Below are 22,529 nucleotides of genomic sequence, written 5' to 3' on the forward strand. Positions count from 1 at the left end.
ATGCTGAAAAACTTAGCTTAAATGAGAAAGAGCAGCAACTGCAATAGCTACTACTCTTTACAAGCTAGCTCAAGGCTGCTTTAATAAAATAAAGGTAAAGAAAATTTAGTTTTCTTTTGGATACTAACACAGAATCTATGTGGTTAAAATAGCTGTGTGCTTTTCAAATTGAATCCCTCCTTTTCAAAATGAAATAGATTCGCCTTTTTGGCACGAATCACAGATCTGCGAACTCCTTTCTCAAAGCCTTGTCAGGCTTGGTGTTTAAGTTTTTTTGTGAGAGTAAAAACCCCTTGAGGGCATGGATTTGGATTTTACCTGTTCAAATGACAAACTATCAATCATGAAAGAAGTTGCCACATTGCTTATAGCAAGCTGTTCAGTATTCGGGATGAATGTGAACGCGCAGGAAGATTTAAGAGAGAATTTGAAATTTGGTATCAAAGCCGGGGCTAATTACTCCAATGTTTGGGACGAAAGAGATCAGGACTTTGAAGCGAATGGAAGAGCAGGATTTGCGGGAGGAGCATTTTTACATATTCCAATTGGCAAATTCTTAGGTGTTCAGCCAGAGGTATTGTTTTCTCAAAAAGGATTTAAAGGTTCGGGAAGTTTGTTAGGGCAATCCTATGAATTTAGACGAACCACGAATTATTTAGATGTTCCGCTTTTATTTACGATTAAACCAAGTTCGTTTTTTACCATAGTCGCGGGACCTCAATATTCCTTTTTGTTGAGTCAGCAAGATGATTTGACTTCCGGACCTTACACCTCTTCTGAATTTAGAGAATATGAAAACGATAATATCCGCAAGAACACATTGGGAGCAGTAGTCGGCTTCGATGTGAATGTAAACCACTTTGTGGTGTCTCCGAGAGCTGGATGGGACTTTCAAACGAACCATGGCGATGGTTCCTCATCCACTCCACGCTATAAAAATCAATGGCTTCAGCTAACACTGGGTTACAGATTCTAGTCTGGAAGTCGATTATTGGTTTGGGAAGAGTCTTGGAATTGTTGAATTTCAAGACTCTTTTTTGTTTGTTACAATTCCTTTAAACTTAAAGATCAAAAAAATATCATTGCTCAATCTTAGAACTACGGATTTACTGATTTTTCCTGAGTCGTTTTCCGGATCGTATTTTAGTGTGAATGACAAGCCGGAATTTGGATTTATTGAGCGCTTTTTCAGGGTGACTTTTGTACAACCACACGATTTTGAAATATCCACGATTTCAATTTTTTCGTTTGAAGAATTATGAATGGATATGGGAATTGATTGAAGATCTGTATGATCTATTTTTCCTAAATCAATGTTATTGTCTTTCAGGAAAACAGATTCCGGGTTGGAGTTTTGAGGCTTTTCATTCAACGTATTGCAGGAAATGAGAAGTAACATCAAAAGTGAAAATAAGAGTTTATTTTTCATGGATGAGTTTTTTGATTAATTCCGAAGTTGATTCGATGTAACTCGCTTCTGCTTCTGAGTTGTACCCGTTTGATCGTCTCACAGCTTTTCCTTTTTTGCTAAAAATGATCTCAGTCGGAGCTCCTAATACTTTAAGAGTCTGAGCAAGCCGATTTAGGGAGTCGTGATAAGTTACCGCATAATCAAAGTAATAAGATTCCTGGAAGATTTCCATGGATTCAAATGTATGAATCTCAATGATCTTGAACGGACTGTGTTTGTATTGTTTGGAAAGGGTTTTTATGGCTCTTTTCTTTTGTCTGCAAGGCAGGCAATTCCTGAAACTGAAATTGACTAAATAAACGGTGTCTGAATTGAAAGTTGGATGTTCATTATAATGCCCAATCAGAAAACCGCGATTTTCATTGAGAGCAGAAAGATCGCTCTTGTCTTCATATTCATAATTTAGTTGATCTATGTAAACGGATTTAATGACGAACAAATAAATCAAAGAAGCTATAAACAGGGTAATGGAAGATTTATAATACTTAAGCTTAAAAAGGACCATTACACTAACGCCGAGTAAACAAAATGAGAATTGAATAAAATGGAAGACATTTAATTCATTACCTAGAAACAGCATTCCGAAATCAACTAACACCAATACAATTAAACCAATAAATGGATATTTTGCCAGTCTGCTTGATAACAGGAATGCGAAAAATAAGGTTGCAAAATTGATTGTAACAGGTCCATCAGCGGTCTGCCACTGCGCCAATATAAAGCCAGCAAATGAAAGGAGGATGGATAATAAAACCCATCCTATTAAAGCGATTTTTTCTTTCATTTTAGTTGCCAATTGTACATTTACCTTTGCAAGACCATCCCCAGAAAGTCCCACAACCCCTCTTGTGTTCAATATTGCAGGCACTTGTGTTGCAATTTACCAAGCTTCCTTGTCCCCAGCCGCTACACCAATTTGATTGTGTACTGCATGTACAATTGACAGGAGTATTTGGATCTGCAACGGGCATATTTGCAATATCCTCTTCCGAATTTACCATCGAATCAAAAAGGAGTCCTTGAACGTAAGGGTTCAAAGTGGAGAAATATTTTTGTATGTCCTTCTCCAATTTGATCATAACTTGAGAAGTTTCTGGATTTTGAGAAGTGAAAATCTCATGAAGATTTGTTTTAGCTTCATTTAGGATTTGAACTTGAGTATTATTCAAATGAAAATACTGGATGCAAAATGAGATGTGTTGAGATACGATTGCTTCCTGTTCCTGGCTTGTCATCAAGCTGAAAGTCATTCGTTGATTGGATTGTTCCCCAATTTTTTCAAAATTTTCAACTGCCTTTGATTTCGAAATTACAGGGTTGTTTTGATTTTTACTGCAGGAGACAATTATCAAAAGTCCAGCTGCATAAAGAAATGGTCTAATCATATTAAATGTGAATAATGGTTGTGTTTATAACATTGCCTAGTAATAAATGGTACACCAAAATTATAAAAAACATCGAATTACACAAAAGTGTGAAATCCAATTAATCTCGACTAACCAATTGTTAATAAATCGGTTCATTACCTCTTCGTAACTAATTATTAATGTTTCGTTCTAAAGGCAACTTTTGATTCTGTATCTTTGCCTCATGGAAGAACAACAAGCAAACAATTCCCGTAGGGTAGGAGCTCGTACCAAGAATACTATTTTACCGCTTGCAAATGAAATGGGGAAAATTCCACCTCAGGCAATTGACGTAGAACAAGCAGTTCTAGGCGCGATGATGTTGGATAAGAATGCGGTGACAGATACGATTGATATGTTGTCCGCAGAAAGTTTTTACGATCCGAAACACACTTACATTTACGGGGCAATCAGAGAATTGTTTGGAACTTCCAATCCGATCGACCTATTGACAGTTGCCGAAAAATTGAAGCAGCGTGGCGAATTGGAAGCGTGCGGCGGAGTTGTTTATTTGTCTTCCCTGACTCAGCGTGTTGGTTCTGTGGCACATATCGAATACCATGCCCGGATCATTTCCCAAAAACACATTCAGCGCGAAATTATCCGCATGTGTTCCGAAACATTGCGGGATGCATACGATGAAACCTCCGATGTATTTGAATTATTGACCAAAGCGGAAGGTGCGCTCTTCGGAATTGCTGAGAACAACATGAAGAAATCGGTTTCTACCATGAATATCGTGGTGAGTGAAGCGATCAAGGAAATTGAACAGGCAGCAAAAAACAGCGACGGACTTTCAGGAGTTCCGACAGGATTCCGAAAATTGGACGAATTGACTTCCGGCTGGCAGCGTTCCGACATGATTGTAATTGCAGCTCGTCCTGCAATGGGTAAAACGGCTTTCGTATTGTCCATGGCAAGAAATACAGCAGTTGATTTCGGTATGGGAGTAGCTGTTTTCTCTCTGGAGATGTCCTCTGTCCAGTTGGTGAAACGTTTGATCTCTGCGGAAAGTCAGATTTCTGCTGAAAAACTAAGAAAAGGAAAACTGGAAGAATACGAATTCCAGCAATTATACAGCCGGGTTACGAAATTAGCCGAAGCACCGATTTATATTGATGATACGCCAGGTCTGAGTGTATTCGATCTACGTGCAAAATGCCGTCGCTTGAAAATGCAGTACGATATCCAAATGGTCATTATCGATTACTTGCAGCTCATGTCGGCAGGTACTGGAAAAGGAGGAAATCGCGAGCAGGAAATCTCGACCATTTCACGTTCCATCAAGGAAATTGCAAAAGAATTGAACATTCCCATCATCGCACTCTCTCAGCTTTCCCGTTCGGTTGAAACCCGTGGAGGAGATAAACGACCGGTACTTTCCGACTTACGTGAATCCGGAGCGATTGAGCAAGATGCCGATATCGTAGGATTCTTGTATCGTCCGGAATATTATGGAATTACCACCGCAGAAGACGGTTCATCCAATGAAGGAGTTGGTGAGATCATTATTGCAAAGCATCGGAATGGTGGATTGGAAAATGTGCGTTTGCGTTTCGTTGGAAAATATGCCCGTTTCGAAAATATGGAAGACCAATACAACAGTGCTCCCGGAACTGATTTCAATCCGAATGCGATGAGTGCAGGAATGTCTATGAATAGAGGTTTTGATGAATCACCACGGACAATTACACTGGGAAGTAATATGAATAACGTTCCGGATGAAGATTTCAACGGACCGGATGAAACGCCATTTTAAATTTGGTTCACAATTTATGTTGTAAATCCGACGTTAGTTAATTTTTGAATTAAATTTAGGGTCTATCACAAAACGAATATGAAATTTTTCCTGACAATCGCATTCTTAATCGTTGTTAAAGCCGTTTCAGCCTCTTCCATCCTGGTTCCAATGGATGAAAGACAAGCAAACCATTTGAAAGCCTATGGTGTTTCTTTTTGGGTGCTTGAAAATGGGGTGGTGATGGAATGGCTGCTGAATTACCGTGGAGGATCATTCCTTTTCCCACATTTACGGACGATTGAAGAAGAATTGATTATCCGTGGAGTGAGCTACGAAATTGTAGCTGATGGTCAGGTAAATGCCATTCGAACCGAGATAGCCAACCCGGAAGTCAATATGGAAATCGTGCAATTGGAAAAAGCTCCGAAAATTGCGGTTTACACTCCCAATAGTGCTTTGCCTTGGGATGATGCAGTGACGATGGTGCTGGATTATGCCGAAATTCCTTACGATAAGATTTACGATTCAGCCATTGTGATGGGAGTTCTTCCAAAATACGATTGGTTGCATTTACATCACGAGGATTTCACCGGACAATACGGAAAGTTTTACGCCTCATTCCATCGGGAAGCTTGGTACATCAACCAGGTTGCGGATGCGGAACGAGATGCATCCAATCTCGGATTTGCGAAAGTGTCACAGTTAAAATTGGCTGTTGCAAATAACCTCCGGAACTTTGTGATGGGTGGTGGATTCCTGTTCACCATGTGCAGTGGAACAGATAGTTTTGATATCGGACTCGCCGCCCACGATACGGACATCTGCGAACGCATGTTTGATGGCGATCCGAGAGATCCGAATTGTCAGAACAAATTGGATTACAACATGACCTTCGCTTTCAAGGATTTCATTTTGGTTCAGGATCCGATGGTGTACGAATATTCCAATATTGACGGAACGGATCTGCATCGATTACCAGAGAATCAGGATAAATTCACCTTGTTTGATTTCTCTGCCAAATGGGATGTTGTTCCTGCGATGTTGACCCAATGTCACACCGATGTGATTGACGGGTTCATGGGGCAGACCACCGATTTCAGACGTGATTTGATCAAGTCGAACGTCTTGGTGATGGGAGAGAATAAATCGTTGAACACAGCACGTTACATCCATGGGGAATTGGGGCAAGGTACCTGGACTTTTTATGGTGGTCACGATCCGGAAGATTTTCAACACAAGGTTGGAGATCCGCCAACAGATTTGAATTTACATCCGAATTCTCCCGGATATCGTTTGATCCTGAATAATATTCTATTCCCTGCGGCTAAGAAGCAGAAGCGGAAAACATAAAAAGGCACTTCGACTACGCTCAGTGTCCTTTTGGTAAATCTTATGTCTATCTTTTTAGGTGACTGAGCGCAGTCGAAGGCGCCGATAAAATATTCCCTTTCAAAAATCCAAAAGTTAGTTTCATTCGTAAATGCTCTGAATAGTGCAGTTTTCTGTAATAGTGTTTTAGTAGTGACCTAAATGACGGATGATTTTAGGGGTTAGGTTTAAGTTCGGAAACTCTGATTGACTTCGGTTAATCAGAGTTTCCTTTTTTATTACAGTCCTAGTATCCAAAGTCTTTATATCTTTGTCCCAACTTTTTACAAAAACAAACATAGCATGCAACTGTGGAACACATTTAGTAAGGAGGAATTAGAGCAAAAATTGCGCGAGGCTGGTCATGAATTTGCGACCATTTCTTTCTACAAGTACGCAAAAATTGCAAATCCTCAAATTTTCAGAGATTACCTGTACCAATTATTGGACAATGTCCAGGTTGTTGGTCGGATTTATGTAGCGCACGAAGGAATCAATGCGCAAATCTCTGTTCCAACCAACCGATTGAATGATTTTCGTTCGGAGCTTTATTCGATTGATTTCTTAGATGGGGTGAGATTGAATATCGCTGTTGAAGAAGATGGGGCTGAGTTCCCATTCCTGAAACTGAAGGTGAAGGTCCGGAATAAAATCCTGGCAGATGGCTTGAGTGACGAATCATTTGATGTGCAAGATATCGGAAAACATCTGAAAGCGGAAGAGTTCAATGAATTGACCAAAGATCCGGATACCATCCTGATCGATTTCAGAAATCATTATGAACATGAAGTGGGGCATTTCAAAGGGGCCATTCTTCCGGATGTAGATACTTTTCGTGAATCCTTGCCGATTATTGAAGATGCTTACCTGAAAGGAAATGAAGACAAGAATATCGTGATGTATTGTACCGGTGGAATTCGCTGTGAAAAAGCTTCGGCTTGGTTCAAACATCGTGGATTCAAGCATGTTCATCAGTTGGAAGGCGGAATTATCAAGTATGCCAACGAATGCAAGGAAAAAGGATTGGAAAATCGGTTCATCGGTAAGAACTTCGTGTTTGATGAAAGACGCGGAGAACGAATCACAGATGATGTCGTTTCAAACTGTCATCAATGTGGTGAACCTGCGGATGTGCATGTGAATTGCGCCAATGAGGCTTGTCATTTGTTATTTATCCAGTGCGAAAAATGCAATGCGAAGTATGAAAGTTGCTGTACACCTGAATGTCAGGAAATCATCCATCTTTCTTTCGAGGAACAAAAAGCATTGAGAAAAGGATTGGATAATAGCAATAAAATTTTCAAAAAAGGAAGAGCGGAGCATTTATTGCAGAAATTGAATCAATAAAACAGCTATCTTCGAGCAACAAAATCAAATACGTGGAATTAGCAATTGACTGGAGAGTAGAATCTCAATTAGTAGATGGATGGTCTACGCCTAACCTATATGGCTTGTTGTTCGTTGGCGGAATGATCTTCGGATATTACATCATCAAAAGAATGTTCAAGTCGGAAGGGATTTCGGATAAATACCTGGATAAACTATTGCTTTATGTGGTTCCGGCAACTATTATAGGCGCGCGTTTAGGTCATGTTTTGTTCTACGGACCTTATTGGGATGGATTCAATGCAAAAGGTCAGTTCGAAGAAGGATATTTCGATCACCCCTTATCGATTTTAAAAGTATGGGAAGGTGGTTTGGCTAGTCACGGAGCAGCAATCATGATTTTGATTATGTTGTATGTGTATTCTATAAAAGTGGTTCATCGTCCGATGTTGTGGATTTTAGACCGCATTGTTGCTCCAATTGCCATTGCAGGATGTTTTATCCGTTTGGGCAACTTGGTGAATCATGAGATTATTGGTACTCCAACAAATCTTCCTTGGGGATTTAATTTTTATTATGCCGGAGACGAATATTTGGTCGATGGAAAAGTAGTTCCGCGTCATCCTGCTCAATTGTATGAATCGATTACATACCTGTTTTCATTCATTGTATTGTTTAGAATGTATTGGAAAACAAATGCAAAGGCAATCCCGGGAAGATTATTCGGAATGTTTATGATTCTGATCTGGACCGCACGATTTACCATTGAATTCATAAAAGTGGGGCAAACATCCCGTGATGATGTGTGGGCTTTGAATACGGGACAGTTATTAAGTATCCCGTTTATTCTGATCGGACTTTACCTAACTTTCCGAAAGGTTCCGGAGAAAGAACAAGCCAAATTTGACGAAGCGGTTGCAACACCACTTCCTTTAAAATAAGTGAGAGCCTCGATAATCTTTATCGAGGCTCTTTTTTTTTGATATCTGGATAACAAGAAAACATGATGTCGTTATAGAACGAATTATAGATATGATGCACTTTGCTTACTCAAGGCTGCTAGCTTGTTTTCTTTGACGAAATGTCTAAGAATTTGATATCCGAATGAACCTTCCGAAACTTCAAAGAATTTAGCTTATCTTTGCGCCTCCGCTGAAGCTCAGGTCTAAGCGTTGTACCCCTTTAGTATCGTTTGATTTCATGAAAACAAAAACACTTCGTAAGAATAAAGTAAATGTCATAACGCTTGGATGTGCAAAGAACACCTTTGACTCCGAAGTTTTGATGGCGCAATTGAAAGCCAATAAATTTGAAGTGGAACATGAAGCAAAACAAGATGATTCCGAGATTGTAATTATCAATACCTGCGGGTTTATTGACAATGCGAAACAAGAATCAATTGATACGATTTTGCGGTATGCAGATGCGAAGAACGAAGGGTTGGTTGACAAAGTGTACGTTACAGGTTGCCTGGTTCAACGTTACAAGGACGATTTGGAACAGGAAATTCCGGAAGTGGATGCATTTTTTGGAACAAGAGATCTTCCACGTTTACTGAAAACATTAAAAGCAGATTACAAACACGAATTGGTAGGGGAACGTTTATTGACAACTCCTTCCCATTATGCATACTTCAAAATTGCTGAAGGTTGCGACAGACCGTGTTCGTTTTGTGCGATTCCCCTCATGAGAGGAAAGCACGTCTCCACACCGATGGATCAATTGGTCAATTCTGCAAAGTCTCTGGCTGCTCAGGGGGTGAAGGAGATTTTATTGATTGCGCAAGATTTGACCTATTACGGATTAGATATATACAAAAAGCGAAATCTGGCCGAATTGTTGGATCAATTGGCTGCGGTTGAAGGAATTGAATGGATTCGTTTACATTATGCTTTTCCGGCAGGTTTCCCGATGGACGTACTCGATGCGATGGTAAAACATCCGAATGTGTGTCTATACCTGGATATGCCGCTGCAACATGGTTCAACAAAAATCCTTCAATCCATGCGCAGAGGAATCACGCGTGAGAAAACAGAAGCTTTGGTGAATACAATTCGTGAAAAAGTTCCTGGCATCGCGATCCGTACTACTATGATTGCCGGATATCCTGGCGAAACAGAAGAGGATTTCCGGGAAATGTACGAGTTCGTAGAACGCATGCGTTTTGACCGTTTGGGAATTTTCACTTACTCCCACGAAGAAGATACCCATGCTTATTCTTTGGAGGATGATGTGCCGGAGGAAGTAAAACGCCAACGTGCAGATGAAATCATGGAATTGCAATCCGGAATTAGCTATGAGATGAATCAAGAGAAAATCGGGAAGACATTTAAAGTCCTTTTTGATCGTATTGAAGGTGATTATTTCATTGGTCGAACAGAATTCGATTCACCTGAGGTGGATAATGAGGTATTGGTTAAGAAATCCGAAGGATATGTGAGTATCGGGGATTTTGCCATGGTTGAAATTACCTCTGCCGACCACTATGACCTGTACGGAAAATTCGTCTCGTAAGTTCAGTTTTCATTAAATTTTCATTAAATATTTACTCAATCGCTGATTTGGCTAATTCATAGGTGGAATATGCTCATTTGTCGATCGGTTTATTCCTAATCCCTTGATTTATCAGTACTTTTAACGAACACATATACTATTACTTAATTAAAAATAAGGTTACTTTCACAGGTGAAATCTAAACAGGTTAAGAAGGTTATATAGATAGTCTTCAGTTGAAAATTTATAAACCAATCACAACACATTTTTCAACCCGAGGGTTAACCCCTGATTCCTTTTTTCTCACTGTTTTCATAGCTCACCCAGATGCGTAATTCCCTATTTTTGTACTAAACACAGATTACCATGAAAAAAAAGTTACTATTCATCGGACTTTTTACGAGCTCATTGTCTTTTTTGAGCTTTGGACAGTCCCCAATTAAAACTCCAAAGGAATCGACTCCTATTGTTGTTTCATCACATGCTGATTTAAACGCTCAACGTGCAAAACTGGATTCAAAACAAGCAGAGATCAATCAGTCAACTGCTTCATCCAGAGCTCAAGTAAGCAAATTGAATGACGAATTTCGTGTGTTGAAAGAAGAGTACCTTCGATTACTGAAAGTTGAATTGGAGAAAACTACTGATGCGCAGTTGAAGGGTCAATTGCAAGCAGAAATCACACGTTATTCAGAAGGATCAAATCCTCAAACCCGTTAATCACTGAATCTATGAAAACAAGAATTTTAAAAACAGCTGCTTTATGCGGATTATTTGTATTGGGGAGTATCTCCAAATACAATGCTCAGTCTTACACTGAATTATTCAATGATATTACTACTTTACCAGGGAATGGGTGGTTTATCCAAAACAACAGTACTCCGGTAGGTAGTGTTAGTTGGTTTCAAGGAACTCCACCAGCTACAGGACCTTTTATTGCGTATAATGGAGCTGATAATGCATATATCGGAGTAAATTTCAATAGTACAGGAAGCACTGGAACAATCAGTAATTGGCTTCTAACGCCTAATAGAACATTAAGAAACGGAGATGTATTTACCTTTTATACAAGAACCGCTGCAGAAGCAACAGAATATCCGGATCGCTTAGAAGTTCGTTTGAGTACAAACGGTGCGAGTACAAATGTGGGTTCCGGGGCAACTGCAACCGGAGATTTCACAACGCTTTTATTAAGTGTCAATCCAACCTTGGTTACAGGCGTTTATCCTCAGGTATGGACACAATATACCATCACCATTTCCGGTCTTCCGGCACCAACATCCGGAAGAATTGCGTTTCGCTATTTCGTTACCAGTGCAGGTTCATTAGGTACAAACTCGAATTATATTGGAATCGATCAGGTTGATTACATACCTTATGTTTGTCCTGCATTCACCATGACTGCTGGTGGCGCCTTAACAGGTGGAGCAGCAGGTTCAGCGTATTCATTGACTTTGACTCAAACTGGAGCTTTAGGAGCGCCAAATTTTGCTGTTACAGCAGGAGCGATTCCTCCGGGATTGACATTGAGTACAGATGGAACCATTTCCGGAACCCCAACTGCTACCGGAACATTTAATTTCACAGCAACGGTAAGTGATGCGAGTGGATGTACAGGTTCACAAAGTTATTCGATCACGGTAGTTTGTCCTGCAAACCCAATTACATTAACAACACCACCGGCTTTATGTGACAATGCGGGAACGTATACTTTGGTTGAAGGTTCGCCGGCAGGTGGAACTTATTCCGGAACAGGGGTTACAGGAGGTGCTTTTGATCCGACGATGGGTACACAGACGGTTACTTATGATTATACCGATCCTTACGGTTGTGCATTCAATTCGAATTACGCAATTACTGTAAACACGTCTCCAATAGTTACCTTGTCTTCAATTGCTCCGGTGTGTGATAATTCAGGAACTCTTGCATTGACAGGTGAAAGCCCGGCAGGAGGAACGTATAGTGGGACAGGTGTTACAGGAACAGATTTTGATCCGATGGCTGGAACACAAACCATTACTTATACCTATACAGATGCGAATGGTTGTACAAATAACGCCAGTACAACGATTACAGTAAATATAGCTCCAATAGTAACTCAAGGTGCTGTTTCAGCGGTTTGTAGCAATGCAGCTCCTGTGGCATTAACGGGAGGAAGTCCTGTAGGTGGAACTTATAGCGGAACGGGCGTAAATGCAAGTGGTGATTTTGATCCATCAGCTGGAACGCAAACGGTAACTTACACTTATACAGATGCAAACAACTGTACAAATGCTGCTACTACCAGTATTACGGTAAATCCGGCACCAACAGTTTCATTTACATCTCCGGTTTCAACAATGTGTGTCAATCATGCACCATTGACACTTTCCGGTGGAAGTCCTGCAGGAGGAACTTATTCCGGAGCAGGAGTGAGCGGTGGAGTTTTGAATCCAGCAACAGCTGGGGCAGGTGACCATGTGATTACCTATTCATTCACGGATGCGAATGGTTGTGATGGAGAAGCGATGTTCACGATTCATGTGGATGCATGTTTAGGTTTGACAGAAAACAGTCAGGAATTCGGTTTGGAAATTTATCCTAATCCGACAACTGGGATGTTCACTGCAAAAGTAACTTCAGGAGCTGATTTCTCCATTGTAAATGTGGTAGATATCCAAGGGAAAGCGATTCAATTCGGATCTTCCAACTCTTCCGCACAAACAGTTGATGTTGATTTCTCGAATCAAGCACCGGGAATGTATTTTGTGACTGGTTTGGTTGATGGTCAACAGATCACTTTCCGTGTTCAGAAAAACTAATATTTAACACCGATATCCAAGTAAAAGTCGTTCAGAAATGGACGACTTTTACTTTTTTTATTACTTTGGTACCATGGACATTCAAAACCGACTACTTGAACAGTTAAAGGCGAAATTACCTCCTGATACTTCATTGGGTAAACTGCTGATGGATGATTTGGAGTTATCAAGAGATTCTGCGTACCGAAGAGCAAGGGGGGAAACTGCCCTGAAACCGGAAGAAATCAATTTACTCTGTCAGAAATACGATTTGTCGATCGATAAGATCATTGGTGTTTCGGGAAAAAGTGTCACCTTTCAATACAATCCGATTCAACGTTCCGAATTTTCCTTTGAAACCTATTTGAGTGGGATCATGGATGGTTTCAAGCGGATGGTTGCCCAGCGTACGCAAGAGTTGTACATGTCGAATTTGGATCTGATCATTTTTCAATTATTGAATTCACCGGCTCTCCTCCGTTTTAAATTACTTTACTTCGGGAAATGCTATCTGAAGTTGGGACAATTGGATGATGTCAAGTTTCACAAAGGCTGGAAAGGTGACATTTCGGATGAACACTTGCAGCAGATGGCCAACTTTTATATCCGGGTGAAGTCGACGGAAGTGATCGGATACGATGCGGGGAAAGGTCTGATCCGGGAAATCGTCTCCTTTTACGAACTGGGTTATTTTGAAACTCCTGAAGATGCATTGTTCTTAATTGACGAAGTTGCATCCTTGGTTGAACACATCAAGAAACAAGCGGAAATAGGTCGTAAATTTATCAAAGGTCAACCGGTTATCACAGATACTGACAATTTTCATTTATATCTGCACCAGACCTATATCCAGGATAATACCATCATTTCGGAAACGAATGCCTATCGTATGCTTTACATTACGCATAACATGCTGAATTACCTGTACACGATCGATCAGGATTATGTGAACAAATCATTTGCAGTGTTCCAATCCATGCTGAAAAGCTGCGTGAAGATCTCAGAGGAAAACCAACGGCAGCGCAATGCCTATTTCGATAGTTTAAATGTGTTTGTAGAACGGGCACGAATCCGCATTCAGGGAACAGACCTGTTTTAATTCAAAATTAAGAATTCAAAATGCAAAAAGTTTTGAATTTTGTCTTTTGAATTAATTATGCGTGTTTCTCGGATGATAGGTCAAGATAGCTTCCCGCAAAAAGCGTTGGTCTAAATGCGTGTAGATTTCCGTAGTAGTGATGCTTTCATGACCCAGCATGTCTTGAACTGCCCGTAAATTTGCCCCGCCCTCAATCAGATGTGTCGCAAAAGAATGCCGGAAGGTATGCGGACTGATTGTCTTTTTGATTCCTGCCAGATCTGCCAAACGTTTGACAATAGTGAAAATCATCACCCGCGTCAATTGCGCACCTCGTCGATTGAGAAAAACAATTGCCTCATTTCCTTTTTTGACAGGTACATTTTCCCGGTCGTTTTTCGCGTAAATCGTTACTTCTTCAATCACGCTCGGACTAACTGGAACCAATCGTTCCTTGTTTCCTTTTCCGATCACCCGGACAAATCCTTCATCAAAAAAACAATCTTCAAATCGGAGATTCACCAACTCACTGACACGTAAGCCGCAACTGTACAAGGTTTCAATGATTGCTTTGTTCCGCTGACCTTCATTCGAGCCCAGATCAATTGCAGCAATCATTGCATCGATTTCTTCGATGGTTAATACTTCCGGTAATTTCCGTCCAATTTTCGGGAGTTCCAAACTTTCTGAGGGGTCATCTTTCCGAACTTCCTCCAGAAGCAGGAAATCAAAAAATTGTTTCCATCCACTGATGATTCTGGCTTGGGAACGGGCACTCAGTCCCATGTCATATAACTCAGCAACAAATTGTTTTAGATGTCCGGTTTGAATATGCTCGGGAGAAAGTGTGTAAGATTCGCAAAAGTCGCGTAATTTAGCAATGTCCTGTTGATAGGCAAAAATGGAGTTTTCGGCTAAACTGCGTTCTATCTTCAGATAATGAACAAATTGTTTAATATAACGTTCCCAATTTTTCAATGATGCGTATTCTAATTCTCAATGGCCCGAATTTAAATCTTTTAGGAACACGAGAGCCCGAAATTTACGGAAATCGTACTTTTTTACATGTATTGGAAGACTTGAAGAAGCTTTTTCCCGGAGAGATTGATTATTTCCAGAGTAATGTGGAAGGTGAATTGATTAATGCGCTTCACGATTCAAAACACGATGGGATCATTCTCAATGCAGGAGGTTATTCACATACCAGCGTTGCAATCCGAGATGCGATTTCGGGAATCCAGATCCCGGTAGTGGAAGTACATATCAGTAACCTGGCTCAACGTGAAGAATTCCGCCACAATTCATTCATTACGGCTGTTTGCCAAGGATCAATCATGGGCTTCGGAATGGATAGCTACCGATTGGCTCTGCAATGGTTTGAATGGAATCAACGCGGGAAGATCGGGTATAGATAATTAAAAATGCAAAATGCAAAATTGAAAAGTTAGCGAGACCGGCGCGCCTATGCTGATCGAGTGTCGCCAATAGCTTTAGCGATAGCACAAGCTTCAGCGTAAGCATTAGGTGAGCAACTAATTTGAGCATTTGTGGGAAGAAAATTATTTTGTTGGCGGAATAAATTCAATTGTTTTTTCCTGCACTGAAATGATGGGCGGTGATGATTTATACTTGTTTTCTGTCTCCATTGCAATCAATCTTCCCAAGCCAAGTGCAATGATTTTATTGATACTGTCATTATTGGTGTGAAGAACTCCAAAATTTCTCCATGTTATTGAATGGCTATACACTTTTCCGATTCCTTCGATATATCCTGAATTCCCGTTGGCATCCGGTGCGAATTCATGATTCTCATTGGTGAAAAGGGATACTCCAATCCCTTTGCCATTTTCATCATCAACAAAACCAATTCCGATCAATGAATCCTTTTCGTTCTTTTTGAGAATTTCTGAAGCACTTACCGTATCATTATGGAATCTTTTGTTGGATGGTAAATAGTAATAAGAAATAGGTTCTTTCTTCACTTCGCATTTCTCTTTACATTTCATATCACACACCCTGGGAGAAAATACCAACAGTACAATTCCAATCAAAGCAGGTAATGCCTGAACAAAGAAGATTTTCTTGTCTGCGGTCAATGCACCATAGATTCCGGCAACGGAAACACAGATCAGGAAGAACAGACTCACATTGAATCGCCATTCCGGGTTACAGATGAAGAACGTCCAGATCAATCCGGCAGCTAGAAAACCATTGTATAATCCCTGATTGGCTGCCAAAGATTTCGTTTTTGGGAACAATTCTTTTTCGAAGTTTTTGAATGTTTTAGGCCCGCGGGTAGTCCAGGCAAACATTTCCAGCCACATGACATAGAGGTGAAAAAGTGCGACGATTCCGATTACAATTTTGATAGCGATTTCCATATTCCAAATGTTTTATACTGATTTGATTCTGAGTTGAATTTTAGACTTGATTCTGAAGAATTTTTTCTACCACTTCTTTTTTGTGTTTCAGGATGTTTACTAAAGCTAAGGAAATAACAGAACTAATGTATTCATCGCGTGATTTCAATAAAACATAATTCTCCATCCGAGGGTTTTCCGAATAAATCACTCCCCAATCATTTAAGGTGACTTTAAAAGCATCTTTATTATTGAGAGCATATTTAGAAGGACCATAAAAGTTAAGCTGATTCGGGTGCTTTAATTCATCCGTAAAGCTGAAAGAAAAGAAGAGGGAATCTGAAAAATCCGGATGATTATTTTTACTAATTGAAAAGGGTTCGCTTAACTTTCTTCCTTTCGAATCAATCAGGTGCACAACGTAACTATCCTCATCGGAATGCTTTGTTTCCTGAAAGGCAACTTTCGTTTGTGAGTTACATTTCATATCACACACCCTGGGAGAAAATACCAACAGTACAATTCCAATCAAAGCAGGTAATGCCTGAACAAAGAAGATTTTCTTGTCTGCGGTCAATGCACCATAGATTCCGGCAACGGAAACGCAGATCAGGAAGAACAGACTCACATTGAATCGCCATTCCGGGTTGCAGATGAAGAACGTCCAGATCAATCCGGCAGCTAGAAAACCATTGTATAATCCCTGATTGGCTGCCAATGATTTCGTTTTGGGAAACAATTCTTTTTCGAAGTTTTTGAATGTTTTAGGTCCGCGTGTGGTCCAGGCAAACATTTCCAGCCACATGACATAGACGTGAAAAAGTGCAACAATTCCGATTACAATTTTGATAGCGATTTCCATAGTTTAAAAAGATTAAAGTGTTTTTGTTCCTACTAGTGAATACATCATCGGAATGGAGTCTCCCAAATGTTTGATCCTGTATTTCCCGGGTTCGAATTCTTCCGTATGTGAAAAGCAGTTGTAGTTCGAAAAATCGTATTCCTGCAAGTCTTGCAATTGAATACCTTGTTTGAGCAGACTCGTGATCACTTCACTCATCGCGTGATTCCAGGTAACGGAGGTTGTTTGAATTGCTGCATCCCGGTCAGCATAAGTTCCGGTTGCAGTTTCCACTATCGGATCCGATTTGAAATAACGGTAGCCAACTTTTTGGAAGTCATCGTCAAACATCCAGACCACCGGATGAAATTCCACAAAAACGAATTTTCCATTTGGCTTCAAAAAATGAGTGATTACCGAAGCCCATTTGTCCAGATCAGGTAACCAGCCAATGGTTCCATAAGAAGTGAACACGATGTCGAATTGACCTTCCAATTGCTGTGGAAGATCATAGAGATCACAACAGACAAATGTTGCGTCCGCTCCAATTGTGGCTGCAAGTTCACGCGCTTTGGCGATTGCTTTATCGGAAATATCTGCTCCGACAGTACTTGCTCCCATTCGGGCAAAGGAAATGGTATCCTGCCCAAAATGACATTGAAGATGCAAAATGCGTTTCCCCGAAATGTCTCCCAATAGTTTCAGCTCTGTTTCATTCAGCGAACTTTTTCCGGCTAAAAAGCCTTGTAAATCATAAAATTCCGATTCCACGTGCGGTTCCACGCGATCATTCCATTGTTGTTTATTTATTTCCTTGTAATTCTCCATGAATGACTTCTTTTCTGTTTTTCACCTCGTCGAAAGCTTCGTCGTAATCCTTTCGCAATGTTCCCATCCAACGGTCCCAAAATAAAAAGTACAGACCGTAGTTTCCTTGAAAGTATTGATGGTGCTGATTGTGAGCTACGGATGTGTTGATCCATTTTCCAATCCACGTTTTCTGAAATTTCGGAGGGAACAGCTCGAAGCCCAGGTGACCATAAACATTGATGATAAATTGTCCCAATAGAAAAATGACCAAAGCACTTGTGTGAACCGGCAAAGTGAAAGCAATGATGGGAATGATTAAGGCTTCCAGGATACTTTCCGAGAAGTGAAAAGAATAAGCAGCCAGTGGAGTTGGGTTGGTGGACTGATGATGAACAAAATGAATATGCCTGAATAATTTCGGATGATGAATTGCGCGATGCATCCAGTAAAAATACGTGTCGTGAATCACAAACATGACCGGAATCGTAAACAAGTAATAAACAACTCCATACTGATCGATGTCTTTATAAAGATTGGTGTACGGGCGCAAGACAATCACGACCAAAAGAAAAATAGTTGCGAATATAATAGTGGTTTGCATGGAATAGATCACCTCCATCCATACGCGTCTGTTCTTTGGGAAAACCAATTGAATTTTTCGCTGGAAGAACTGATTTCGGAACAAGATGTAGAACAGAAGGTAGGTTCCACCGGCAATAAACAAATAGCGCAGTGAAATGTACCAGGCAATTTTTGGCCAAAGGCTATAAACGATTTCCATGTCTTTTGAATTCAAATAAAGGTCGGAATTTAAGTTGAACATTTTTCAACTTCGATAATTTCTTTTTTTGTGATCCATGTTATACAAAAATTAACTTCGAAAGCACCGAAGTTTACTTTTTAAGCGACTCATTAATTGATGGATTTTAATCAATTGTTTTTCAGTTGATTAGCGGATTGGCCTTATGGCTGTTAATTTATTTTCTATTTGTTAAAAATGAAAAGTTTAACAAACTTAATTGTTTTAATTCAAACAAAAGATTGTAATATTCACTTCTAACATTAAAAAGCTAATTATGAAGAAAGTTACTTTTAAGATGACAACATTGTTATGTCTTGGAATTTCCGTGGGCTCTCATGCTCAGGAATTTAAGAGAGTGTCACTTCCTAAGGGAATCTACACAGAAACAAAATCGGTTGAACGGATCAATCAGAAACGTGTTAACAATGCATTTCAGGGGATAGATGAGATCTACTCTTTTGATTTTACTGCTGCACGAGTGAAATCTGTTCCGCAGGAAATTGAATCAACAACCAATCTGGCACTCGAAAAGTCCGGATTAGTGTCGTATTCAAATACCACCTCTATTTCAAATCTGCTTGCAACCCGACCGGAAATCCTATCTGTTCAGTTGCCTTACGAAAATCAGGTTCTAACGCTCGATTTGGTTCAGGTCAATCTTTTCACAGACGAGTTCAAGTTGGAAACCAGTACTCCAGGTTTGGAGAAAGGAGTGAATTTCGGATTGTATTATCAGGGAACCATTCGTGGTGAGGATGCAGTTGTAGGAGTCAGTTTCTTCCAGGATGAATTTTATGTTCTGATTAACAGGAATTCAACGGAGGACGCAACGATCGAAGCAGGTTTCATAAGACTTCCTGAGAACAAATCCGGAATCCATGTGATTTATTCAGACGATGATCTGAAGAATAAGCCTGTTTATTCCTGTGGTTCTGAAGGATTGGAACAATACCATGAAGCTGTCGAGCGTCTTTCTTCGCAGAGAGAGGACCTGGAGCAAATGGAAAAGGCAACTTACAAGTGTGTGACTTATTTCTGGGAAACACGCTATAATTTGTACACCGCAAAAGGTAGTACGCAAGCCGTTACCAATCACATAACGAACATCTTCAATAATTTCAAATTGATGTATGAAAACGAGCAGATCGGATCGAAGTTGAATCAACTTTATATCTGGACAACAGCAGATACTTACAATGATGATCTGAATACATTCTCTGCTAACCGCTCGAATTTCGGGGCAAATATCGCTACCTTGTTTTCGAATACCGGTGGCGGTGGTGTAGCATGGTTGGATCAATTGTGCGGGAGTAATGAATATTACAAACACGGATTTTGCGGAGCTGTCGGTGGAACGGTGAATGCCATTCCAACTTATAGTTGGGCTGTAAATGTCACGACGCATGAAGTTGGACATAATTTGGGATCGCCACATACACATGCATGCAGCTGGACAGGTGGTGCGATTGATGGTTGTGGTCCGCAGGCGGGTTATTCCGAAGGTTGTACGGGACCCATTCCTACGAATGGAGGAACAATCATGAGTTATTGTCATTTAACAAGTACTGGAATGAACTTCACGCTTGGCTTCGGTCCTCAACCTGGAAATCTGATCAGAAGCAGAGTGAATAGTTGTATCACCTTGACTTGCGATACCGGTGGTGGTGGACAAACTTGTACCAATGCATATGAACCGAATGAAACTCAGCCTGCCGCTGCTGCTTTGACGAGTGGAACAGCCGCCTCAGCTGCGATTGCAACTGCCGGAGATGTGGACTTTTTTAAGATCACCACTTCTACGACAACGAATAATGTGTTCAATCTTGTTGGGCCATCCGGTGTGGATTTCGATATGGTTATTTACAATAGTGCAGGAACTCAGATCGGTTCGGGAGCCGGAGGTACTGCAACGGAATCGGTAACATTGAACGGACAAGCTGCCGGAACGTATGCTGTAAAAGTGTTCGGGTATAACAATGCATTCAGTACAACCTGTTATACACTGACTGCTACTGCCACAGCTGTGACTAACTGTGCCACAGCTTATGAACCGAATGAAACTCAGGCTGCAGGTGCAACAATTCCATTGGCAACAACGATTTCTTCCGCGATTTCCACGAGCACGGATCAGGACTATTTCAAAGTGACAACCACTTCCGTTGGAACCCATCAGTTTGCCCTGGCAGGACCAAGTGGAGTGGATTACGACCTGAATGTGTATAACAGTGGAGGAACGTTGATCGGATCCGGAACAGGTTCAACAGCAACCGAGAATGTTTCGATCACAAACCTGGCGGTTGGAACTTATACGGTTCGGGTTTTTGGCTATAACGGTGCAAACAGTCCGACTTGTTATACCTTGAACGCAGCGAAAACTTCGGCTTCTTTCCTTGGTGAAGAAACGACTTTCGCAACCTATTCGGTTTATCCGAATCCGACAAAAGATAAATTGGTCGTAAGCTCATCCAATCAGGACGAGATCATGCAAGTGGAAGTCATGGATATGAATGGTAAAGTCCTTTCAACCCGCGAATTGAGAAGCAATGCAGTAATCGATGTTTCAGATATCAGCTCAGGGATTTATTTCTTAAAAATAGGTTCAGCGAGCAATGGAGTGACACAGATCAAATTTGTGAAGGAATGATAACGAACTACTAATCCTGTTCATTGAAGAGGGGAGGTTCCGCACATGTGGGGTCTCCCTTTTTTGATGTTTATAGAATAGTGAAGTATCCGGTCTGATTGATTTTAGTCCGATCGGAAAAAGCCCCTTTTATGACATAGTAGTAAGTCCCCTGATTTGTTATTTTTCCGGATAGATCATACTCCAATTGAGTGGAAACATGAAGTTTTTCTCCCCAACGGTTAAAAATCGTAATTTCAATATCCTGAATCGAGCACGTGCTTGTGAAACGGAAATGAACTTGTTGGTCTCCGCGACCTTCTTTTTGAAGATTGGTTGGCACGACAATCACACATGAATCTGCAGTTTGCTGAGCAAATAAGATTCCGCCGAAGAATAGAAATAAGATCAGTAGAGCGATGTTTTTCATACCGTTCTTTACAATTAAGTTGATGATTCGTTCATTAAATTGAAATCTTTCTAAACTAGGCAAATTAACATTCACTTCCTGAAAAGAATACTAAATTTGTATCCAAAATTTGTTCCTTATGAAATGGTTGCTTCTCCTATTAATCTTTTCCACCTCTACGCATTTTTACGCACAAGACAAGATTGAAATTTGGAAGCCGAATAAAAAAGGGTCCTTTTACATTTATTGGGGATGGAACCGAGAAGCATACACGAAATCAGACATCACATTTTGGGGAAAGTCGTACGATTTTAAAATGGATAATGTCATTGCGAATGACCGTCAATCATTATTTAAAGCCAATTTGTATTTCAATCCATCAACGATAACTATTCCGCAATACAACCTGCGTTTGGGATATTATTTCAAGGATAAATATGAAATTTCGATTGGTGCGGATCACATGAAGTATGTAATGAAACCATTCCAGACAGTGAATATGAATGGAAACATTGAAAATTCCGGGACTCCGTATGATGGTGTTTATAATGACCAGGCGATGATGGTGGATACTTCATTTTTAAAGTTCGAACACACGGATGGATTGAATTATCTGAATGCGGAAGTAAGGAGATCGGATGCATTGATCAATGTGAAACATTTTAATGTGAGTGGCTTGTACGGAGTAGGAGCCGGTGTTTTGGTCCCAAGAACAAACACAACCCTTTTAGGGAATCCAAGACACGATGAATTTCACCTTGCAGGATATGGACTGAGTTTGGTCGGAGGAATTAAATTGAATTTTTTCAAGTATTTCTTTATCCAGGGTGAGGCGAAATATGGCTTTATTCACATGCCGGATATCCGCACTACCTATGATTCGGCAGATAGGGCAAAACAGCATTTCTTCTTCATGCAATACAACGTTGTTTTCGGAGCACAGTTCCAGATGACAAACAGGGTTAAGAAGAGTAAATAATCACGAATTATTTGGCGCTTATTTGCTTGAATCTAATCAGGT

The 22,529-nt window shown here is 40.4% G+C and carries 19 protein-coding genes and 2 pseudogenes; 12 read left to right on the top strand and 9 right to left on the bottom strand.

What is annotated here, in order from left to right:
• Positions 1-343: 343 nt before the first annotated feature.
• Positions 344-976, top strand: coding sequence for a porin family protein (locus tag AAG807_RS20005; protein ID WP_341908058.1), 633 nt, complete (start codon positions 344-346; stop codon positions 974-976).
• A 48-nt stretch (positions 977-1,024) separates the two neighbouring features.
• On the opposite strand, the gene AAG807_RS20010 is transcribed toward AAG807_RS20005, so the two are convergent.
• Genes AAG807_RS20010 through AAG807_RS20020 form a run of 3 tightly spaced genes read right to left on the bottom strand, consistent with a single transcriptional unit; the run spans position 1,025 to position 2,856 of the window.
• Positions 1,025-1,429 (bottom strand): DUF1573 domain-containing protein, encoded by a 405-nt coding sequence (locus tag AAG807_RS20010; RefSeq protein ID WP_341908061.1) that lies wholly within the window; start codon positions 1,427-1,429, stop codon positions 1,025-1,027.
• On the bottom strand, positions 1,419-2,255 hold the full coding sequence (locus tag AAG807_RS20015; protein ID WP_341908063.1) for a hypothetical protein: 837 nt from the start codon (positions 2,253-2,255) through the stop codon (positions 1,419-1,421). Before AAG807_RS20015 ends, AAG807_RS20010 begins: the two co-directional genes overlap by 11 nt.
• 1 nt (position 2,256) lies before the next feature.
• Positions 2,257-2,856: a bacteriocin fulvocin C-related protein gene (locus AAG807_RS20020; RefSeq protein WP_341908065.1), complete on the bottom strand. Its 600-nt coding sequence runs from the start codon at positions 2,854-2,856 to the stop codon at positions 2,257-2,259.
• Between the two features lie 205 nt (positions 2,857-3,061).
• On the opposite strand from AAG807_RS20020, the gene dnaB reads away from it, so the two are divergent.
• The 8 genes from dnaB (at position 3,062) to AAG807_RS20060 (ending at position 13,684) form a co-directional block, all read left to right on the top strand.
• Entirely contained in the window at positions 3,062-4,636 is a 1,575-nt protein-coding gene (gene dnaB, locus AAG807_RS20025; protein WP_341908068.1) for a replicative DNA helicase, read from the top strand.
• Between the two features lie 78 nt (positions 4,637-4,714).
• Entirely contained in the window at positions 4,715-5,968 is a 1,254-nt protein-coding gene (locus tag AAG807_RS20030; protein WP_341908071.1) for an asparagine synthetase B, read from the top strand.
• A 321-nt stretch (positions 5,969-6,289) separates the two neighbouring features.
• Positions 6,290-7,333 (top strand): rhodanese-related sulfurtransferase, encoded by a 1,044-nt coding sequence (locus AAG807_RS20035; RefSeq protein WP_341908073.1) that lies wholly within the window; start codon positions 6,290-6,292, stop codon positions 7,331-7,333.
• 32 nt (positions 7,334-7,365) lie between these two features.
• Positions 7,366-8,253, top strand: a complete 888-nt coding sequence (gene lgt / locus AAG807_RS20040) for a prolipoprotein diacylglyceryl transferase (RefSeq protein WP_341908075.1) — start codon at positions 7,366-7,368, stop codon at positions 8,251-8,253.
• A 259-nt stretch (positions 8,254-8,512) separates the two neighbouring features.
• Positions 8,513-9,826, top strand: a complete 1,314-nt coding sequence (rimO, locus tag AAG807_RS20045) for a 30S ribosomal protein S12 methylthiotransferase RimO (RefSeq protein WP_341908077.1) — start codon at positions 8,513-8,515, stop codon at positions 9,824-9,826.
• Positions 9,827-10,171: 345 nt separating this feature from the next.
• Complete coding sequence (locus tag AAG807_RS20050) at positions 10,172-10,525, top strand: hypothetical protein (RefSeq protein WP_341908080.1); 354 nt, start codon at positions 10,172-10,174, stop codon at positions 10,523-10,525.
• Between the two features lie 11 nt (positions 10,526-10,536).
• The gene (locus tag AAG807_RS20055) at positions 10,537-12,606 is read left to right on the top strand and encodes a choice-of-anchor J domain-containing protein (RefSeq protein ID WP_341908085.1); all 2,070 of its coding nucleotides are present in this window, start codon (positions 10,537-10,539) and stop codon (positions 12,604-12,606) included.
• A gap of 73 nt (positions 12,607-12,679) precedes the next feature.
• Positions 12,680-13,684 carry a hypothetical protein gene (locus tag AAG807_RS20060; RefSeq protein WP_341908088.1) on the top strand — a complete coding sequence of 335 codons (1,005 nt, stop codon included), beginning with the start codon at positions 12,680-12,682 and terminating at the stop codon, positions 13,682-13,684.
• A 51-nt stretch (positions 13,685-13,735) separates the two neighbouring features.
• Here AAG807_RS20060 and xerD read toward each other — a convergent pair whose 3' ends face one another.
• On the bottom strand, positions 13,736-14,641 hold the full coding sequence (xerD, locus tag AAG807_RS20065) for a site-specific tyrosine recombinase XerD (protein WP_341908091.1): 906 nt from the start codon (positions 14,639-14,641) through the stop codon (positions 13,736-13,738).
• Between the two features lie 2 nt (positions 14,642-14,643).
• Between xerD and aroQ the strand changes: the two genes are divergently transcribed.
• Positions 14,644-15,078, top strand: a complete 435-nt coding sequence (aroQ, locus tag AAG807_RS20070) for a type II 3-dehydroquinate dehydratase (protein ID WP_341908093.1) — start codon at positions 14,644-14,646, stop codon at positions 15,076-15,078.
• 612 nt (positions 15,079-15,690) lie between these two features.
• Here aroQ and AAG807_RS20075 read toward each other — a convergent pair.
• The 4 genes and pseudogenes from AAG807_RS20075 to AAG807_RS20090 form a co-directional block, all read right to left on the bottom strand.
• Positions 15,691-16,044: pseudogene (locus tag AAG807_RS20075) on the bottom strand (DUF1304 domain-containing protein); the annotation flags it as partial.
• A gap of 487 nt (positions 16,045-16,531) precedes the next feature.
• Positions 16,532-16,885: pseudogene (locus tag AAG807_RS20080) on the bottom strand (DUF1304 domain-containing protein); the annotation flags it as partial.
• Positions 16,886-16,897: 12 nt separating this feature from the next.
• Entirely contained in the window at positions 16,898-17,692 is a 795-nt protein-coding gene (locus tag AAG807_RS20085) for a class I SAM-dependent methyltransferase (protein WP_341908096.1), read from the bottom strand.
• Entirely contained in the window at positions 17,667-18,497 is an 831-nt protein-coding gene (locus AAG807_RS20090; RefSeq protein WP_341908098.1) for a sterol desaturase family protein, read from the bottom strand. The genes AAG807_RS20085 and AAG807_RS20090 overlap by 26 nt, the downstream gene beginning before the upstream one ends.
• A 253-nt stretch (positions 18,498-18,750) precedes the next feature.
• On the opposite strand from AAG807_RS20090, the gene AAG807_RS20095 reads away from it, so the two are divergent.
• A complete protein-coding gene (locus AAG807_RS20095) occupies positions 18,751-21,120 on the top strand; it encodes a T9SS type A sorting domain-containing protein (protein WP_341908101.1) in 2,370 nt (789 codons plus the stop codon).
• A 70-nt stretch (positions 21,121-21,190) separates the two neighbouring features.
• Here AAG807_RS20095 and AAG807_RS20100 read toward each other — a convergent pair whose 3' ends face one another.
• Positions 21,191-21,529 (bottom strand): gliding motility-associated C-terminal domain-containing protein, encoded by a 339-nt coding sequence (locus AAG807_RS20100; RefSeq protein WP_341908105.1) that lies wholly within the window; start codon positions 21,527-21,529, stop codon positions 21,191-21,193.
• A 118-nt stretch (positions 21,530-21,647) separates the two neighbouring features.
• On the opposite strand from AAG807_RS20100, the gene AAG807_RS20105 reads away from it, so the two are divergent.
• Complete coding sequence (locus AAG807_RS20105; RefSeq protein WP_341908108.1) at positions 21,648-22,487, top strand: hypothetical protein; 840 nt, start codon at positions 21,648-21,650, stop codon at positions 22,485-22,487.
• Positions 22,488-22,529 lie beyond the last annotated feature (42 nt).

Source organism: Fluviicola taffensis DSM 16823, assembly GCF_943372375.1.
GTDB classification, from domain to species: domain Bacteria; phylum Bacteroidota; class Bacteroidia; order Flavobacteriales_D; family Crocinitomicaceae; genus Fluviicola; species Fluviicola taffensis_A.

What these genes read in the sequence shown, in the direction of transcription:
- AAG807_RS20010 (WP_341908061.1), bottom strand. Translation starts at nt 1,429, where the DNA reads ATGAAAAATAAACTCTTATTTTCACTTTTGATGTTACTTCTCATTTCC.
- AAG807_RS20035 (WP_341908073.1), top strand. Translation starts at nt 6,290, where the DNA reads ATGCAACTGTGGAACACATTTAGTAAGGAGGAATTAGAGCAAAAATTG.
- rimO (WP_341908077.1), top strand. Translation starts at nt 8,513, where the DNA reads ATGAAAACAAAAACACTTCGTAAGAATAAAGTAAATGTCATAACGCTT.
- AAG807_RS20095 (WP_341908101.1), top strand. Translation starts at nt 18,751, where the DNA reads ATGAAGAAAGTTACTTTTAAGATGACAACATTGTTATGTCTTGGAATT.
- AAG807_RS20100 (WP_341908105.1), bottom strand. Translation starts at nt 21,529, where the DNA reads ATGAAAAACATCGCTCTACTGATCTTATTTCTATTCTTCGGCGGAATC.
- AAG807_RS20085 (WP_341908096.1), bottom strand. Translation starts at nt 17,692, where the DNA reads ATGGAGAATTACAAGGAAATAAATAAACAACAATGGAATGATCGCGTG.
- AAG807_RS20005 (WP_341908058.1), top strand. Translation starts at nt 344, where the DNA reads ATGAAAGAAGTTGCCACATTGCTTATAGCAAGCTGTTCAGTATTCGGG.
- dnaB (WP_341908068.1), top strand. Translation starts at nt 3,062, where the DNA reads ATGGAAGAACAACAAGCAAACAATTCCCGTAGGGTAGGAGCTCGTACC.
- AAG807_RS20030 (WP_341908071.1), top strand. Translation starts at nt 4,715, where the DNA reads ATGAAATTTTTCCTGACAATCGCATTCTTAATCGTTGTTAAAGCCGTT.
- AAG807_RS20090 (WP_341908098.1), bottom strand. Translation starts at nt 18,497, where the DNA reads ATGTTCAACTTAAATTCCGACCTTTATTTGAATTCAAAAGACATGGAA.
- AAG807_RS20105 (WP_341908108.1), top strand. Translation starts at nt 21,648, where the DNA reads ATGAAATGGTTGCTTCTCCTATTAATCTTTTCCACCTCTACGCATTTT.
- AAG807_RS20060 (WP_341908088.1), top strand. Translation starts at nt 12,680, where the DNA reads ATGGACATTCAAAACCGACTACTTGAACAGTTAAAGGCGAAATTACCT.
- AAG807_RS20020 (WP_341908065.1), bottom strand. Translation starts at nt 2,856, where the DNA reads ATGATTAGACCATTTCTTTATGCAGCTGGACTTTTGATAATTGTCTCC.
- AAG807_RS20015 (WP_341908063.1), bottom strand. Translation starts at nt 2,255, where the DNA reads ATGAAAGAAAAAATCGCTTTAATAGGATGGGTTTTATTATCCATCCTC.
- AAG807_RS20055 (WP_341908085.1), top strand. Translation starts at nt 10,537, where the DNA reads ATGAAAACAAGAATTTTAAAAACAGCTGCTTTATGCGGATTATTTGTA.
- AAG807_RS20050 (WP_341908080.1), top strand. Translation starts at nt 10,172, where the DNA reads ATGAAAAAAAAGTTACTATTCATCGGACTTTTTACGAGCTCATTGTCT.
- aroQ (WP_341908093.1), top strand. Translation starts at nt 14,644, where the DNA reads ATGCGTATTCTAATTCTCAATGGCCCGAATTTAAATCTTTTAGGAACA.